This window comes from Litchfieldia alkalitelluris (assembly GCF_002153425.1).
Lineage (GTDB): Bacteria > Bacillota > Bacilli > Bacillales > Salisediminibacteriaceae > Evansella > Evansella alkalicola.
Map to the genome: position 1 here is coordinate 1,101,628 of NZ_KZ119600.1, position 17,851 is coordinate 1,119,478.

A 17,851-nucleotide genomic window follows, 5' to 3' on the forward strand; every position below is an offset into this window, starting at 1 on the left:
AGGGGTGAGACCCCACAGACGCTATGCGTCGAGGAGGCTCACCAGCCGCCCGCGGAAAGCGAGCTTGCGCAAGTCTCATCAACCTTTATATTAGATTAACTTTTATTTTAGAGTGCCTTAATAAAGGGAAGTACTTTTAATAATCAACGAGTCACGCTGTGATAGGAAACAGCGTGGCTTTTCTTTTTGCTGATATAATAGAGTAATAGAAATGAAAATAGAGGTGTCATCATGAAGAAGACAATCGGTATTTTTGCACACGTAGACGCAGGTAAGACAACGTTCACAGAACAATTACTCTATCATACAGACAGTATTCAAACACGAGGGCGAGTCGATCATAAAGATTCCTTTCTAGATAATCACGATATTGAGAAGGAGAGGGGAATCACTGTTTTTGCCGATCAGGCGATCATGAACTACCAAGGGTCTACTTACTATATTGTAGATACCCCAGGACATGTTGATTTTTCCCCTGAAATGGAGCGGGCTATACAAACGTTAGATTATGCGATCATAATTGTAAGTGCAGTGGAAGGAATTCAAGGGCATACAGAAACAGTTTGGAAGCTACTAAGAGAATACAGTGTTCCAACCTTTTTTTTCATAAACAAGATTGATCGTGAAGGTGCGGATGCAGACCGAGTTTTCCAAGAAATAAGAAGCGAATTAACAGTTGATGTTTGTAAACTTACTCCTAATATTGGAATAAAGGATATGAATGACGATCTAATAGAATTTCTGGCAGAACGGGATGAAGCTCTATTCGATCACTATTTAGAAAGTGGGTATGATCAAGCTCTTTGGTTAAAAGAGTTGAAGAATTTTATTAAGGAAAATAAAGTTTTTCCATGTGCAGCTGGATCAGCACTGAAAGACGAGGGGATTGTCCAGTTCCTTGAAAACTTGAGTGTTCTTACAGAAACGGAATACGCCGAACGGGAAAATGAAAGTTTTGCAGGACGAGTTTATAAAATTAGGCATGATGGTGTTACAAGGTTAACTTTCATTAAGGCGATCCAAGGAAGCTTAAAGGTAAGAGATATGCTGCGTTATGGAAATGGTCGCGATGATGTAGATGAAAAGTCCGAAAAAATTACGGAAATTAGAAAGTATAATGGACCCAAATATAAAGTTGTAGATGAAGTGACAGCAGGAGACTTGTTTGCAGTGACAGGCTTATCGGAAGCTGTGGATGGTGATGGTGTAGGAGAGTTAATGGAACGATCGACATATTTCATGGTTCCAACGATGATGGCTAAAGTCATCTTTCAAAATCAATCAATAAATGAAAAAGAAGCGTTGCGTCATTTTCAAATACTTGATGTAGAAGATTCTTCGTTGCAGGTAACATGGAGAGAGTCATCACAGAGTATTTACCTCCAAGTAATGGGGACGATTCAGCTTGAAGTTCTCGTGCAAGTGGTGAAGGAACGGTTTGGTTATGATATTGCTTTTGGTGATCCTGAGATTCTTTACAGAGAAACAATTGAATTACCTACAAATGGATATGGCCATTTTGAGCCATTGGGGCATTATGCAGAAGTCCATTTGCAGCTAGAACCAGGTGAACGTAACAGTGGTATTATTTTTTATAATCATTGCCACGCAAATGACTTATCCATCGGCAACCAAAATCTGATTCGACACCACCTATTCGAGCGTGACCATCATGGCCTCTTGACAGGGGCGCCTCTTACAGATTTAAAGATTACTTTATTGACAGGCCGCGCCCATAACAAACACACTTCTGGCGGAGACTTTCGAGAGGCAACCTATAGGGCATTGCGTCAGGGACTGGAAAAAACAAAGTCTGTTCTTCTCGAACCTTATTATGACTTTAAACTGAAGGTGGATATGGATCATATAGGAAGAGTACTGTCCGATTTACAACTGGCACATGGATATTTTTCTCCACCAGAGAATGTAGGAGGTAAAGTCATCGTAACTGGCAGAGTCCCTGTTTCAACATTTATGCATTATAGCTCTGAGTTTGCAGCAATCACACAAGGGAAGGGTTCCCTGCAACTAGTATATGGAGGGTATGACCGTTGTCATAATCAGGAGGAAGTGATCGAGAGGATAGGCTACAACAAAAATGCAGATCCGGAATATACTTCTTCATCCATTTTTTGTGCCAAAGGAAAGGGGTATACAGTTCCATGGGATAAAGCCGAAGATGAGATGCATTGTTTGTAAATGTCAATGTTGCATGCTTGAAGAATGTGTTGGTCCACTACACTTTATTAATGAATTAGTACACTAAAATATTTTATAAAAAACTGAAATATGAATGAATTTAAAAAATGTGGATAATTTTGTGCATTTTTTTTTGAAAAGTGGTGAATATATAAATAATTTCAAATAAGGAAAGGAGGCATGTATCATGGAAGTAGATATGAGTATCGATGAGGTACTTGATGAACTGATGCAACTTAAGACTGAAATGGGAGTTCTGAATAAGAAGAAGCTGAAGAAATCTCATCCACGGTTAATGAGAAATGCCCTTTACCATTTCCCAAATTGGGAATCAGCAGTAGAGAAGACGATTTCTTAGGAATCTACATATGGTAGGTTGTCTCGAGTGAAATAGGCCCTCTGACATATTAATAGTCAGGGGCCTATTTTTTTACTAGTTAACAGTTGTCTTTAACTACTCTTTCTCAGTTATAATGCGATAATAATCATTATCGAGTATTTGCCTAGAATAATAAAACTTACTGTCTATGATCGCAGATATCCAATCGATATAGTCACTATCAACGTCAATATCGGAATCATTAGGAATAAATTCTTGTGTAATGGCATTATATTTACCTTTATCTGTTATAAAACTCTTATCTTGAAAGATTACTAATGGATCTTCATTTGAAAATATATCTCTACCCATTAGGAGACGTGAATCATATTCAAGTCCAAAGAGGTTCAAAAGTGTTGGTAAAATATCAAGACTAGAACTCGGCTTATCAATCGTTATTGAATCGATTCCTTTATGATATAAAATGAAAGGGGCTTGATGTAATTCGAATGTTTCATCCACAGGGTGTCCAATAAATTCACTAATGACATCATTATCTAAGCCATAAGGATAGTGATCTGCACTAATTGCAATAACGGTTTTTTCTGCAACACCAGCCCCCTCTAATTTTTCCAAAAGATGTTCTAGGGCGAGATCTAGTTCAATTTGAGTTGCTAAATATGCTTTCCCTTGTGTTGAAATGGGTAGGTCTTCTACATACTTTCGGTTTTTCATTGCCATTTGATTTCCGCCAAAGTTGTACTGTAGGTGTCCACTCACCGTCATGTAATAGGCATGGAAAGGTTCATCTTCCATGTACTCAGGGATTGTAACCTCGAACATTTCCAAATCTGACCGTGGCCACGCTTCTTCGATGACGAGTCCATTTCCAATTCCTTTGTAATGATAGCCTAAGTTTGGGTGGGAAATGTCACGATAATAATAGTCATAAGTGTGATTATGATAGGCCATTGTCTTATACTCTATATCATTTAATTGATTTCCCATCACGAAAGGGAGGTCTATATTGCTTGACTGTTGAAAACTCCAAGTTCCACTCTTTGGAATAAGTCCTGTCATAGCCACATATTCCCCATCAGACGTACTGACTTCCCAAAGGGGGGTATAAAAATTAGTAAACTGATAACCTTCGTTTGCAAGTTTATGTAATGTTGGTGTCACTTCTTCATGTATAGCATATGGGGCTAAAGCTTCAGCTGTAATTAATATGAGATTAAAACCTTCAAATATTCCAGTGAAATCATTATGAGCAGTTGGAGGGACACTATCGAAATACTGATGCATTTCAATGATTTCTTCCCTGTCCTCACCATCTATAAGTGATTCAAAATTTGTATCTATCGCGTGATACTGAATCTCTTCTTCCATAAGTGGTTGTATATCTGAAATAGTTTCTTCTTCCCTGTGCCTGACAATCTTCCTATCTAAAATAGGTTCTTCTTGAGTAGCTACGGGCATTGAGACAAATACGTCCGTTACCTCTAAAGATGGGGACCAACCAGTAAGTTGCCTTTGAAGGTCTATTCTCATTGAGGTCACAAGTCCAAGTCTTTCCATGGAAAGAACAGAATTACTGTTATTAAAGTAAAGATCGTGGGCCGACTGACGTTCCTGTCCAGAAGCGAGTATTGCCCCAATTCCTAGTAAGTGAAAGGCGATTGCTGCTCCTATTAATAGGCTGCGAAAGCGCCATGATTTTTTTTCGAATGAAATGTTTTTCTGAAAAATTAGTAGGATAATCACAGGTATAAAAACAGCAATGATCCAAGACATATTTTGATAAATTAGCATCCATATATCCTGGGAAAAATCTAAAATTTGTGTCGCGTTTCCTGCTGAATATACACTATAGAAGTTTGTGAATGTGGAGTGATAAATAAGCTGAGAAGTAAAAAAAAAGCTAGAAAGAGACAGCAGGAATATGGAAATAATTACATTTATCATCTTGTTGAAGCAAGTGGAAAGAATGAAAAATATAACAGCAAGAGAGAGTGAGAATATGATTGAAATAACTATACCCATGGATATGAGGTTTTCAGTAGTTCCTATCCTCAAAAGAACTTCCATAAATGTAATTGCTAGAAAAAAATAAAATAATAGATAGTTAGACTTTAAAAACCGCATCATACAAAATCCCCCCCTTCTCCTCCAATTCTATTATATTTTTACAACTATTTCGACCATATTCGGAAATATATTAATGACATAATGTTTACAATATAAGACAAAACATTCATATATCCTTTGTGTTACTATTATGATATTATTATACATATACCTGTAAGGGTATTTAGGGAAGTATTCCTTGTTAGAAATAATATTGTGATGAAAGTAGGTGCAGGAAATGACAGAGAAGAAAAAAATTGATGATTCTTGTGGCACTGGTGGTTGAGGAATAACATCAAATTCTAGGGACGAGGTAAGAAAACAGAAAAAGATGCCATCTGTTTGACCTGGTACCTGGGTTTGGCTCCTGGTAGGAGTCTATCTGTTGATATCGAAAGTGTTCTTCTAAGGCTACCGTGAAAAAATAGGTTTTGTTTGTTGGAACAACCTAAGATTAACTCGCTTCCATCCCCTTGCTATCACGCAATGTATAAAAAAGGATAAGGTAGAGAATTTCTCTACTTTATCCTTTTTTTTATTCGAAACAATCATTATTTATTTGATACTAATCCTTTAGCCACTGAATATGTCTTCCAGCCACCATCTAAATTAATAGCATCATAACCGTTTTCTAATAAAATTCGAGTAGCTAGATATCCACGAAGACCGACTTGACAATTGATGTAAATGGACTCACCTTTTGGTAGTTCGTCTAAGCGGCCTCTTAGATCACCTAATGGAATGTTGATTGAACCTTCAATATAACCACCTTTTAATTCTGAAGGCTCTCTTACATCGATTAAAACTCCCCCGTCCGCAACAACGGAATCAATTTCATCCCATTGCACAGTTTTGATACTGTCTTCTAACATATTAGAAGCGACATAACCTGCCATGTTGACAGGATCTTTTGCCGATGAAAATGGAGGTGCATAAGATAACTCCAAATCAGTTAAGTCATAAACGTCTAACTCACCTTTAATCGCCGTTGCGATGACGTCAATCCTTTTTTCAACGCCTGTAACACCTACTGCCTGTGCACCAAAAACCTTTCCATTCTCAGGAGAGAATAAGAGCTTAAAGTGTATCGGATTTGCCCCTGGATAATATCCAGCATGTGATCCAGGATGGATATGAACAACACGATAGTCAATACCTTGCTGCTTAAGTGTTTTTTCATTGTTTCCAGTGGCTGCAATAGTATATTCGAACACTTTTACTACTGCAGTTCCGAGAGTACCGTGATATTTTTTCCCACGTCCGTAAATGTTATCTGCCACAATTCTTGCTTGACGATTGGCAGGACCAGCAAGGGGAATCATTGCAGGTGCCTGGCTCACGTAATCTACCACTTCAATGGCATCACCAACAGCAAAGATACTAGGGTCATCTGTTTGTAAAAACTCGTTAACTAGTATTCCACCGCGATTTCCAAGTGGTAAACCAGCATCTCTTGCCAATTCATTTTCTGGTCTGACACCGATGGAAAGGATGATCATATCAGTAATAACCTCTGTGCCACTGTTCAAAATAACTTTTTTACCACGATCCTCAAAAGCCTTAACCCCATCTTCTAAAATGAGGTTGACCCCATGAGCTTTTAACTTATCATGAACGATAGCAGCCATTTCAAAGTCAATTGGAGCAAGAACTTGATTTGCCATCTCAACAAGGGTTACCTCTATTCCTAGTTCTACTAAATTTTCAACCATTTCTAAACCAATAAATCCTCCACCTACAACGACTGCGGATTGAGGCTTCTCTTCTGTCACGTATTTCTTTATGCGATCAGTGTCTGGGACATTTCTCAATGTAAATAAATGTTCCGCATCATTGATTCCAGGGATTGGTGGAACAATTGGCTTCGCACCAGGTGATAATAATAATACATCATACGATTCTTCATATTGTTCACCTGTACTTAAATTGCGAACTTCTACTGTTTTATTGTCTCTATTAATTTTTACAACTTCTGTTAAGTTGCGGATGTCGAGGTTATATTTCTTACTCATGCCTTCCACAGTTTGGACGAGGAGCTTTTCACGCTTGTTAATGGTTCCGCCAATATAATATGGTAGACCACAGTTGGCAAAGGATACATACTCTCCTCTTTCAAACATAATGATTTCTGATTTTTCATCTAGTCGTCTTAAACGTGCAGCAGCTGTAGCCCCTCCAGCGACTCCCCCAACAATAATAATTTTCTTTGTCATGTTTATTTCCCCTTTCTATATTTAAACAAATGAAATGAGTATATGACTTCACAATAAATTCTACACTTACACTTATTTTTACATATACCCCTATAGGTATATAAAGAGTATATTACATAAACTAGAAAAAATCTAGAGTGAGTTATTTGACACTTTTGTGACGGAAATAAAATTAACTTTATGAATGCCTTTCATCAAACTTTCACATTACTTGTTTATCATGGTCCATGGAACTTATGGATGAAGGTGATGACATGAATGCAATACAGGTTGGCCCTGCGATTATTCAGCAATCGTGGATTGTAATAGGGAGCGGGCTGGTGGTTGGATACTTATTATTAACATTCAGTTCTCCATTTAAAGGAGAAGGGGGAAAGGAGATTCGAGAGACTATTGGCAATAGCGTAATCACTTTTATTCTGACCTTCTTATTTGGAACTTTTATATTTCAAATAGACATGGTTATTCGAGACCCTATTGCAGTAATGAGTTATCCAAGCGGTGAGCAAGAACTTTACCTAGCAACGATATTTACAATCACTTACTTAATGTATTCTAGTATAAAAAATAAGGTGGGACCGTTTGAATATGTACATGGACTTTTGTACTACCTCTTACCAACTAGCTTTATATTTGAATTTTGGGTGCAAAGGAATGGAAGGGAAATGTGGGACGGCATTTCGGTGATCCTTCCTTGGGATAATCATCCAATATCATTATATATGTTGGTTTTTTCAGCAATTCTATTAATTATTTTATTAAAAATAGAGTCAGTGAAAGTTGAACAAAAAGTGATCAATATATTATTAATATGGACCATTACATTGAATTTGACTGCTCTCCTAGATGACTATCCTGTTTATTTTGGAATACCAGTCACGCAATGGTTCTACCTGTTTCTCTTATCTATTGTATTAGGTTTAGTAGTTATAAATCAGATAAAAAAGAAGGGGTTTTATAAATGGTAGAGATAGGGAGTATTACGATTTGGGCGGCATTAAGTGCGGGTATCATTTCATTTTTTTCACCGTGTACGCTGCCATTATTTCCAGCGTATTTATCTTATATTACGGGGATGAGTGTGAAGGAACTGGAGGCGAACAAAAATATAAAAGTTAGATCAAAATTACTTCTTCACTCCGTATTTTTCCTTTTAGGTGTATCGATGATTTTCATGAGCTTAGGGTTTGGAATGACTTACTTTGGCCAATGGATACAAGGTTTGTTTACTGGTGATTCTGGCCACCTTATTCAACGATTTGGCGGAATTTTTATTGTATTTATGGGGCTGTTTGTTGCTGGTTGGATTAAATTGGATTGGTTAATGAAAGAACGCAGACTACATATGGCAAAAAAACCTGTTGGATATATAGGCTCGACCTTTGTTGGAATGGGTTTTGCGGCTGGTTGGACACCGTGTATCGGCCCCATTTTTGCAGCAATCTTAATGCTTGCAGCAACAAATCCATCACAAGGAGTTTTATATACAGGATTATATATCATTGGATTTGCTATTCCTTTTCTAGTGTTAACTTTCTTTCTTGGTTCAACGAGGCTGATTACAAAATATAGCGGTATTATCATGAAATTAGGCGGAACATTAATGATCATTATGGGGGTGTTGTTGTTTACAGGACAGCTTGCGAAAATCTCTATCTTTATTTTGAGATTAATAGAAGGGACATGGCTTGAAAATCTAGGGTAATCTAAAGGAGGAATATGATGATGAAAAGAACGATGATAATAGCTGTAATTTTAGTAGGTATGATTGGTTGGACACTATATGAATCACTCGGTTCAAATGATGGAGTATTACAGGATCAACTAGATGAGAATATTGAAAGTGAAACTGGAGAAGGTACACCTGAGAAAGTTGAATCAGATATACCGGAAGAGGATATTGGGATTACTCAGGGTATGTATGCGCCTGATTTTGAACTTGCCACTCTAGATGGAGAGACCGCAAAGCTTTCAGACTATAGGGGGCAAAAAATCATGTTAAACTTCTGGGCAACGTGGTGCCCGCCATGTAGGGCAGAAATGCCTGATATGCAACGGGTTTATGAAGAACATGATGATGCCATGATTCTTGCCGTGAATCTAACAGAAACAGAGACGGGCGTAGCACAGGTAGAGAGCTTTGCAGAGGATTTTGGATTAACTTTTCCAATTTTACTAGATGAACATGTGGAGGTAGCAGGAACTTTTGGAATTCAACCAGTACCTACTTCATTTATGATTAATACAAAAGGAAGAATAGATAGTATTGCAATAGGACCGATGAATGAAGACATGATTATACAAAGATTTAATGAAATGGATTAAGATAGTAGGAAGAAGTGCGGAAAGAAAGAAGTGGTGAAGTGTAATGAAGCAACTAGTTTTAGTTGTAGAAGATGATGAGATGATACGTAATTTAGTTGAAATTTACTTAGAAAAAGAAGGTTATGATGTGATCACTGCAGGTGATGGGGAGGAAGCAAAGGAGATGTTTCTCCAGCATTCTCCATGCCTAGTTCTTCTAGACTTAATGCTTCCTAAGGTTAGTGGAGAAGAAGTATGTCAGTGGATTAGGGAACAGGAAAAAAATGAAGTATCGATCATCATGCTTACAGCAAAAATAAGCTCAGAAGATAAAATTAATGGGTTGAAAATAGGTGCTGATGATTACGTCATTAAACCATTTAGCCCTGAGGAATTAATGGCAAGGGTCGAAGCAGTGTTGAGGCGAGGGGGACAGTTCTGCCAAAAAATTAGTCATCAAGGTTTGACGATTAAACCTCGTAAAGGAGAGGTACTGCTAAATGGGGAACCACTACACTTAACAAAATATGAGTTTAATCTATTATTTTACTTTATGGAAAACCCCAATATAGTTCTGTCCAGAGAACAATTGATCAATCAAATTCACCCTTATGCAGATACGGCAATTATGGATCGGACAATTGATGCACATATAAAAAAACTTCGTGAAAAAATTGAAGAGACACCATCTGACCCAAAAAGAATTATGACAGTGCGTGGAATGGGGTATCGCTTTGTTGTTTAAAGATCGTGGCATCCTGTGGCGTTTGACGGGAATAAATATATTATTAATCACGCTCCTTGTATTGTTAAGCAGTTTGGTGATTTATAATACGGCTTGTTTTTTAGTTGAACAAATGCCAAATGTGGATGAAGTAAAGCAGACAACATTTAATGAAAGTCTAGCTACTTATCTACTATGGATTAGCCCGCTGTTTATATTAGCTGGAAGCCTCCTTCATTTTTCCATAACTAAACGATTACTAAAGCCTGTTCAACAACTAGTGCGGTCGACCAAAGTATTACAGCATGGAAATTATCCAGCTCCAATGAAGGTTGACGGGAAGGATGAAATAGCTGAACTTACTTATAATTTTAACAAGTTAACTGAGTTATTGAAAAAAAATGAACATGCTCGAAATAAGATGATTACAGATATGGCCCATGAATTAAGAACCCCCCTTTCTACAATCAATGGCTATTTGGAAGGCTTAAAAAATGGTGTGCTTCATGGGACCCCTAAGTTATTTGAATCATTACACGGTGAATCTGAACGTCTCATTCAGATGATCAACCAATTGAACGAATTAAATGAATGGAATTACGGTTTAAAAAACCAGGCTTATGCTCATGAGCGAATTGAAATTCATCACTTATTAACTAATGCCATTAATTTGTTTAAATTCGAGTTAGACAAAAAACATATTCTTTATGAGCTTCAGTTGGACGAAGCGGTGCTCTTGGCGGAAGAGAAAGGGATTCAACAGGCTGTAATCAACTTGATCCAAAATGCAATTCAATATTATAAGAGTGATACTGAAGAAGTAATTTTGATAAAGGGAAAATTAAAGGGTGATCAGTACGTTGTATCAATTACAGGCCCTGGGGAAGTGATTCCGGATGAACAGAGAGAATGGCTTTTTGAAAGGTTCTATAAAGTAGATCATGCAAGGACGAGACAGGCAGGTGGGACTGGGCTTGGACTTGCAATAGTGAAAGAAATCATTACCAAATTACATGGTGGAGAGGTTGGTGTCGAAACAAAGGGAAATCTCCATACTTTTTGGTTTTCAATTCCAATGAACGATATGAACAGATAAAACAGTCAAGTTGGTATGGCTTCATACCTTGACTGTTTTTAGTTTTTTATGGAGTTTATAAATGGCTCCGAAATCAAAATGAAGACTGAAATGGAGTAGCGAAGCGATTTGAGTCTTCATTTTCTCAAAATGGAGACTGAAACGAGGAAGCGAAGCGATTTGAGTCTTCATTTTCTCAAAATGGAGACTGAACTGGAGTGGCGAAGCAATTTCAGTCTTCATTTTCTCAAAATGAAGACTGAACTGAGGAAGCAAAGCGATTTGAGTCTTCATTCTGGTTATTTGAAAGAATACGGTATAGGTTTCAATAGCCAGGAATCATTATCGCATTCCAGAATACGCATTCCAAAGAATATGATCAGGACCCAGAACAACAGTGCGACATCTGCTCATTCTTCGCAGTGTCTTCTTTGGCGTGGGCAAGACGAACTATCACCAACCCTAGTTTATATTTTCAAGTGAGCATACTTTTAAATAGGGGAGATAGCAATACGACGTCAGTATATAGGGCAGGTTATGAGTTGAGGTGATGGACATGGAACAAAAAAATGATGTCACAGAAATACCTGTAGACGTATTAGCACAGAAAGTCCTAGACGGAGAGCAGTTATTTATTTTAGATGTTAGAACTACAGATGCGTTTGACGATTGGAAAATTGAAGGAGAGAACGTTGAGATCATCAATAAACCCTATTTTGAACTGATAGACAGTATTGACTCTATCATGCACCAGCTTCCCAAAAATAATCCTATCTATGTGATCTGTAACAAAGGAGGTTCGTCACAGATGGTAGGACAGAATATAAAAGAAGCAGGGTATGAAAATGTATTGTCTATTAAAGGTGGAATGAATGCATGGAGTGAGTTACTAGTTCCAATAAAGATTGGTGATATATCAGGTGGAGAAATCACCCAATTTGTTCGTATTGGAAAGGGGTGCCTATCCTATCTCATTGAATCTAATGGGGAATGCGCCATTGTTGATACAAATCGTATGATCGATCAGTACGAAGATTTTATTAAGAAAAATAAATTACAGCTTAAGCATTTAATTGATACACATCTTCATGCAGACCATATTTCGGGTGGAAGAATATTAGCTGAGAAAACTGGAGCAACATATCATCTTCCTCCAAAGGACGCAGAGGAAGTAACTTTTAGTTATAGTTCATTGGAGGAAGGTGAAGAGATAAAGATAGGAGACGTCATTATTCAAGTGCTATACTCCCCTGGGCATACGATTGGTAGCACGTCACTCATTGTGGACGAGAAATACTTATTGACTGGAGATATACTATTTGTTGATTCTATCGGAAGACCTGATTTAGCAGGGAAAGCGGAAGACTGGGTAAATGACCTTAGGCAAACATTGTATAAAACGTATAGGAATCTTGCAGATAACTTGTATGTCTTACCTGCTCATTATATGGGAATAAATGAAATGAGTAAGAACGGAAGTATAGTGGAAAAATTAAGTGTTTTATTTGAAAGAAATCATGGGTTAAACATTGAGTCAGAAGAAGAGTTTAGAAAAACAGTTTCAGAAAATCTCCCACCGCAGCCCAATTCATATCAACAGATACGTGATACAAATATGGGGAGATTGAACCCTGATTTTGATAAGCAAAGGGAAATGGAGATTGGACCGAATCGCTGTGCTGTAAGATAAGGGAAGGGGAGGGGGTACCAATGGTACAACCTCCTTTTCACTGTTTGAAATGATATTTGTGTCAATTTGTTGACAGTTTATGAAATTATAATTATTATAGATATACGGGTAGGGGTATATGGAGAAGGCTCACTACGGTGGGCATATATATTTTTTGTTATTTTTTTCAATAAACCTATATTCGAGATAAAGATAATAAGAGGGGGAGATATAATTGCTAAAAAAATATATAACTGCATTAGAATGGATCCCACAATATGATAAATCTCATTTAAGAGGTGACTTTTCAGCAGGATTAATCGTAGCCATCATGCTAATTCCACAGGGGATGGCATATGCAATGCTTGCTGGATTACCCCCTGTTATTGGGTTGTATGCAGCAACAGTACCACTTCTTATTTATGCATTATTTGGTACATCAAGGCACCTAGCAGTTGGGCCAGTAGCAGTCGTCTCCCTTCTAGTTCTGTCAGGTGTATCAACAATTGCAGAGCCAGGGACATCAGAATATATAGCCTATGTATTATTGCTAATGTTGATGGTTGGTGTCATTCAGTTTTTAATGGGAGTGTTAAGGTTAGGGTTCCTAGTGAACTTCTTGTCACATGCTGTCATTAGTGCCTTTACCTCTGCTGCAGCAATTATCATTGGGCTAAGTCAGTTGAAACATTTAATAGGGGTAAAACTTGAGGCTGATAAAAATGTCTTCATGATACTTTATGAGTCTGTAGCTAGAATACAAGAAATAAACCCGATTACATTTGGCATCGGTATCAGTGGAATTTTAATATTAATTGTAATGAAAAAATACTTACCCAAGATACCTGCACCGCTTGTTGTTGTTGGTTTGAGTATTATGATCGTTCAGTTTTTGCAATTAAACCAATCTGGTGTCAGTATTGTAGGTCATGTACCAGAAGGACTACCGGGTTTGTCAATTCCTGCAGTCACTATTGATGGATTAATAAAATTGCTTCCTGTTGCACTGACAATTTCATTCATAGGTTTTATGGAATCCATTGCGATGGCAAAAGCAATTGCTGCGAAGGAAAAGTACAAAGTGGATCCGAATAAGGAATTGATTGGATTAGGTCTTGCCAATGTTGGTGGATCATTCTTCTCTGGTTATCCAGTAACAGGTGGGTTTTCTAGGTCTGCCGTGAATTATCAGTCTGGAGCTAAAACACCATTAGCTTCTCTTATAACTGCAGTCTTAATACTATTAACCTTACTTTTTTTCACAGGATTCTTTTATTATTTACCAAATGCTGTTTTAGCAGCGATCATCATGGTAGCTGTATACAACTTGATCGATGTAAAAGAGGCAAAGCATTTATTCCAAATACGTTCCCTTGATGGGTGGACTTGGGTAATAACGTTTATTGGCACATTAGCGATAGGTGTTGAGCAAGGAATACTCATTGGTGTTATTTTCTCTTTACTTGTTTACCTTTGGAAAAGTGCCTATCCACATATGGCAGAACTCGGGTTTTTAGAAGAAGAGAAAGTCTATAGGAATATCAAACGTTTTCCAGAAGCGAAGGTAAATCCAAAAGTAATGATCTATCGGATTGACTCAGATCTTTTCTTTGCGAATATGACTTTTCTAGAAGATAAGCTATGCGACAAAATTCAAGATAAGCCTGATACAAAGTGGATTGTACTAGATTTTTCAGGAGTTAATGGCATTGATGCAGTGTCGATTCACGCATTAGAAGAAATGATGGAGTCTTGCGGTAGAGGGGAAATAGGATTTCTCTTTGCTGGTGTGAAGGGACCAGTGCGAGACTTATTGAATAGGGCTCATTGGGAAGAAAAATACGGTGACAACTATAAATACTTGACGATTGAACATGCATTAAGGGTTATTGAAGAAGGTGATGATCATGGAAGACATGATGTTAAAGGAAAAAAATGAAGCATTTATTCAAAATATAAAAAAGGTAGAGCCTGCCTATTTTGATGAACTAAAAAAAGGACAGCATCCTGAATACTTTGTACTTGCTTGTAGCGATTCCAGAGTCAGTCCGTCTGTTATTACTCAGATGCCTCTAGGAAAGTTATTTGTCCATAGAAATATAGCAAATCAGGTAGCGGAACAGGATGAAAGTTTTTCAGCTAGTCTCTATTATGCATTAAAACATTTAAAGGTTAAAAAAATAGTCATTCAAGGACATACTGATTGTGGTGGGGTCAAAGCAGCAAGGAACGATAATGATGAGTCTGAACTGAGGGGATGGCTTGGCAATATTAAAAGGAGTCTGCCTGAAAAAGGAAATAGTGAGACATGTTCCTTAGAAGATTTGACCAAAATAAACGTATTAGAGCAAGTCAAACACTTAAAGGAACACCCTATATATCAGGAGTATGGAGAAGGCATTGAAATAATTGGCTGTCTATTCCATGTAGAAACAGGATTAATTGAGTGGATTAATTAATACTAAAATAAAGGAGCTTGATAAAAGATGTTTCATTATACGGTAGAAACAACAATGGATATGCCAAAGGCGATTGAGAATTTAGAAGCTTCACTCAAAGAAGAAGGTTTTGGAGTATTATGGGATTTTGATTTGAAAGGTAAGCTTGAGGAAAAAGGGCTAGAGTATGATTCAGAAACGAGAATACTAGAAGTGTGTAATCCTCATGAAGCCAAAAGAGTATTAGAGATGAATAAATTAGCAGGTTACTTTCTGCCTTGTAAAATAGTAGTATTTTCTGATGATGAAGGAAGAACGAAAATAGGCATGCCAAAACCTACTGCTTTAATAGAAGCAGTTAAGGACGATAAACTAATGGAAATCGCTGAAGATATTGAAAAAAGATTAATCCATTGTATTGATAAGATTGTTAAATAATTCTACTCTCTTAGGAAGGAGTTAAGGTGTTGACTTTTATACCTGTAGGGGTATATAATGATTCTTGTAACTTCATAAAGGAGTGGATGTAATGATTAAGAAAAACATCATTTATGTTATACCATTATTATTTTTACTAGCGATTTTTGGATTTCAATCCATCTCTGCACTAGGAACAGAAGAGATTACAACTTCAGAACTAGGGGACTTACTGGATCAACCCAATGATTACTTTTTTGTGGACGTAAGGGAAGTTCACGAGTATAATGAGGCGCATATCAATGGAATGGTCAATGTTCCATTAAGTACTTTAAATAGTGATTATCACAACATACCAAAGGATAGAACAGCAGTTATTTTTTGCCGTAGCGGTAATCGAAGCCTACAGGCAATAAAGATTCTTGAGGATCTCGGATATGAGAATCTGATTAATGTCAAAGGTGGAATGCTTGCCTGGGAAGGGGAAGTAGTAAACTAAAAGATATAGAAAAGGGTGTGTCATGAATACGATACTGGGTATTTTGATTTTAATCAGCTTTATGATACTTTCTGCACAATTATATCAACGGTATTTTCCAGTGTATGGTGTGAAGTGTATACACCCAGAGAAAGTTTCTAAGGATACGATTTTATTAGATATTAGGGACTACAACGTAGCCTATAAACTGGAAGCCGCAAGTAAAGAAAACATCCCATTGCCATATTTAAAGCGATTCTCTGATGAGATTAAGGGAAAGAAAATTGTCGTAATTTCATCAGACTTGGCAGGGAAAAATTTATGTGTACGTTATTTAAGGAAAAAAGGCTTTGATGTCAGGGGATATTATATTTTAGGTGAATCAGATAAATCGAAGGTTCTACATTTTTTGAATCCAAGGAGGAGGGAATGTCGTGAAATATAATGATCAAATGAAAAACAGAGTAAAGAGAATTGAGGGTCAAGTGAAGGCGATTCTCCGTATGATGGAAGAGGAAAAGGATTGTAAAGATATTGTCATTCAAATGTCTGCAGCGAGAAATGCCCTTGACCGAACGTTAGGCTTAGTTGTTAGCTCTAATTTAGAGCAGTGTGTAAGGGATCAAATTGAAAAAGGGGAAGATACAGAACCTCTTATTCAAGAAGCGGTAAATTTATTAGTGAAAAGTAGATAAGGTAAATTCAATGCAGGTCGATGTTGCAAAGGTTTATAAAAGTATCTGCATTGAATTCTCGTACTTGTTTAACACTGTTATCATGATGCTTATATAAAAATTCAGTTTAAAAGTATTGACACCACCTCATTGCGGGTGTTAATATACCCCTATAGGTATTTGTGGTGTCAACGAAAGGTTTTTACTTTCATAAGTCAAACAGTAATAATTTTTTTACCAAAAAATATACCTGTACTGGTATATGTAAAATAAATATTAATTAATTGAGGAGTGACAAGGCATGTCAGAAAAGAAGAAAACAACAATCGTATTATTCAGTGGGGATTATGATAAGGCCATGGCGGCATACATCATCGCAAACGGTGCGGCTGCTTATGATCATGAGGTCACCATTTTCCATACTTTCTGGGGACTAAATGCTTTAAGAAAAGAGAATGCAGAGCCGATTAAGAAGGGCTTCTTGGAAAACATGTTTGGGAAGATGATGCCTAAGGGTGCTGACAAGATGGGCCTTTCTAAGATGAATTTTGCTGGCATGGGGCCAAAGATGATCAAAAAGGTCATTAAGAAGCACAATGCTATGACGCTTCCACAGTTAATTGAGATGGCTCAGGAGCAAGATGTGAAGCTCGTAAGTTGTACGATGACAATGGATTTGCTTGGTTTAGATGAAAAGGAGTTATTAGATGGTATTGAATATGCAGGTGTTGCCGCATATTTAGGGGACGCTTCAGAGGGTAACGTAAACTTATTTATATAAGATGCACTAGACTAAGACTTATTCCATTATTCCAACATGAAAGGTGATAGCTAAATGGACTGGATTTTAAATATATTAATTTTTGCAGTAGCTGGTTGGTTTCTTTACTCAAGGATCATGCCAGCTAAAGGGATTAAACAAGTGACGACAGCAGATTTGAAGCAAATGGTAAAGGAAAAGAAGAAGTATCAGTTTGTCGATGTGCGTACTGCGATGGAGTTTCGTGGTGATAGTATTAAAGGCTTTAAGAATATTCCTGTGCACGAGTTGAAGCAGCGTGTGCAAGAGCTAGAAAAGGATAAAGAGGTAGTTGTTATTTGCCAAAGTGGAATGAGAAGTAATAAGGCTAGTAAGTTACTTAAAAAATTAGGTTTCACAAAGATTTATAACGTGAAGGGCGGCATGTCTGCCTGGAGTTGATAAAGATGGAGGA

At 37.2% G+C, this 17,851-nt stretch carries 19 protein-coding genes; 17 read left to right on the forward strand and 2 right to left on the reverse strand.

The window, feature by feature from the left end:
• Positions 1-231 precede the first annotated feature (231 nt).
• On the forward strand, positions 232-2,199 hold the full coding sequence (locus BW724_RS05110; RefSeq protein WP_088074148.1) for a GTP-binding protein: 1,968 nt from the start codon (positions 232-234) through the stop codon (positions 2,197-2,199).
• 187 nt (positions 2,200-2,386) lie between these two features.
• Positions 2,387-2,557, forward strand: coding sequence for a hypothetical protein (locus tag BW724_RS23505; protein ID WP_176371304.1), 171 nt, complete (start codon positions 2,387-2,389; stop codon positions 2,555-2,557).
• 96 nt (positions 2,558-2,653) lie between these two features.
• On the opposite strand, the gene BW724_RS05115 is transcribed toward BW724_RS23505, so the two are convergent.
• Positions 2,654-4,330 (reverse strand): LTA synthase family protein, encoded by a 1,677-nt coding sequence (locus BW724_RS05115; protein WP_176371305.1) that lies wholly within the window; start codon positions 4,328-4,330, stop codon positions 2,654-2,656.
• A 130-nt stretch (positions 4,331-4,460) separates the two neighbouring features.
• Here BW724_RS05115 and BW724_RS23510 point away from each other — a divergent pair, with 130 nt between their 5' ends.
• The gene (locus tag BW724_RS23510) at positions 4,461-4,631 is read left to right on the forward strand and encodes a hypothetical protein (protein ID WP_176371306.1); all 171 of its coding nucleotides are present in this window, start codon (positions 4,461-4,463) and stop codon (positions 4,629-4,631) included.
• A 565-nt stretch (positions 4,632-5,196) separates the two neighbouring features.
• Here BW724_RS23510 and BW724_RS05120 read toward each other — a convergent pair.
• Positions 5,197-6,858, reverse strand: a complete 1,662-nt coding sequence (locus BW724_RS05120; protein WP_088074151.1) for a CoA-disulfide reductase — start codon at positions 6,856-6,858, stop codon at positions 5,197-5,199.
• A gap of 254 nt (positions 6,859-7,112) precedes the next feature.
• Here BW724_RS05120 and BW724_RS05125 point away from each other — a divergent pair, with 254 nt between their 5' ends.
• From BW724_RS05125 to BW724_RS05195, 14 genes are all read left to right on the forward strand, one after another.
• The gene (locus BW724_RS05125) at positions 7,113-7,826 is read left to right on the forward strand and encodes a hypothetical protein (protein WP_088074152.1); all 714 of its coding nucleotides are present in this window, start codon (positions 7,113-7,115) and stop codon (positions 7,824-7,826) included.
• Positions 7,820-8,563, forward strand: a complete 744-nt coding sequence (locus tag BW724_RS05130; protein ID WP_088074153.1) for a cytochrome c biogenesis CcdA family protein — start codon at positions 7,820-7,822, stop codon at positions 8,561-8,563. The genes BW724_RS05125 and BW724_RS05130 overlap by 7 nt, the downstream gene beginning before the upstream one ends.
• Positions 8,564-8,580: 17 nt before the next feature.
• Entirely contained in the window at positions 8,581-9,183 is a 603-nt protein-coding gene (locus tag BW724_RS05135; protein WP_328588697.1) for a redoxin domain-containing protein, read from the forward strand.
• Positions 9,184-9,226: 43 nt separating this feature from the next.
• Positions 9,227-9,907 (forward strand): response regulator transcription factor, encoded by a 681-nt coding sequence (locus BW724_RS05140; RefSeq protein ID WP_088074154.1) that lies wholly within the window; start codon positions 9,227-9,229, stop codon positions 9,905-9,907.
• The gene (locus BW724_RS05145; RefSeq protein ID WP_088074155.1) at positions 9,900-10,982 is read left to right on the forward strand and encodes a HAMP domain-containing sensor histidine kinase; all 1,083 of its coding nucleotides are present in this window, start codon (positions 9,900-9,902) and stop codon (positions 10,980-10,982) included. The genes BW724_RS05140 and BW724_RS05145 overlap by 8 nt, the downstream gene beginning before the upstream one ends.
• 535 nt (positions 10,983-11,517) lie before the next feature.
• The gene (locus BW724_RS05155; protein ID WP_088074158.1) at positions 11,518-12,651 is read left to right on the forward strand and encodes an MBL fold metallo-hydrolase; all 1,134 of its coding nucleotides are present in this window, start codon (positions 11,518-11,520) and stop codon (positions 12,649-12,651) included.
• Between the two features lie 214 nt (positions 12,652-12,865).
• Positions 12,866-14,569, forward strand: coding sequence for a SulP family inorganic anion transporter (locus BW724_RS05160; RefSeq protein WP_088074159.1), 1,704 nt, complete (start codon positions 12,866-12,868; stop codon positions 14,567-14,569).
• Entirely contained in the window at positions 14,538-15,089 is a 552-nt protein-coding gene (locus tag BW724_RS05165; RefSeq protein ID WP_088074161.1) for a carbonic anhydrase, read from the forward strand. Before BW724_RS05160 ends, BW724_RS05165 begins: the two co-directional genes overlap by 32 nt.
• 27 nt (positions 15,090-15,116) lie before the next feature.
• Complete coding sequence (locus BW724_RS05170; RefSeq protein ID WP_088074163.1) at positions 15,117-15,506, forward strand: DUF302 domain-containing protein; 390 nt, start codon at positions 15,117-15,119, stop codon at positions 15,504-15,506.
• Between the two features lie 91 nt (positions 15,507-15,597).
• Positions 15,598-15,984: a rhodanese-like domain-containing protein gene (locus tag BW724_RS05175; RefSeq protein ID WP_235848905.1), complete on the forward strand. Its 387-nt coding sequence runs from the start codon at positions 15,598-15,600 to the stop codon at positions 15,982-15,984.
• Between the two features lie 22 nt (positions 15,985-16,006).
• Positions 16,007-16,408: a sulfurtransferase gene (locus tag BW724_RS05180; RefSeq protein WP_088074164.1), complete on the forward strand. Its 402-nt coding sequence runs from the start codon at positions 16,007-16,009 to the stop codon at positions 16,406-16,408.
• The gene (locus BW724_RS05185; protein WP_088074166.1) at positions 16,398-16,658 is read left to right on the forward strand and encodes a metal-sensitive transcriptional regulator; all 261 of its coding nucleotides are present in this window, start codon (positions 16,398-16,400) and stop codon (positions 16,656-16,658) included. Before BW724_RS05180 ends, BW724_RS05185 begins: the two co-directional genes overlap by 11 nt.
• 280 nt (positions 16,659-16,938) lie before the next feature.
• Positions 16,939-17,418 carry a DsrE/DsrF/DrsH-like family protein gene (locus tag BW724_RS05190; RefSeq protein WP_088074167.1) on the forward strand — a complete coding sequence of 160 codons (480 nt, stop codon included), beginning with the start codon at positions 16,939-16,941 and terminating at the stop codon, positions 17,416-17,418.
• 54 nt (positions 17,419-17,472) lie between these two features.
• Positions 17,473-17,838, forward strand: coding sequence for a rhodanese-like domain-containing protein (locus BW724_RS05195; RefSeq protein WP_088074168.1), 366 nt, complete (start codon positions 17,473-17,475; stop codon positions 17,836-17,838).
• Positions 17,839-17,851: the final 13 nt, after the last annotated feature.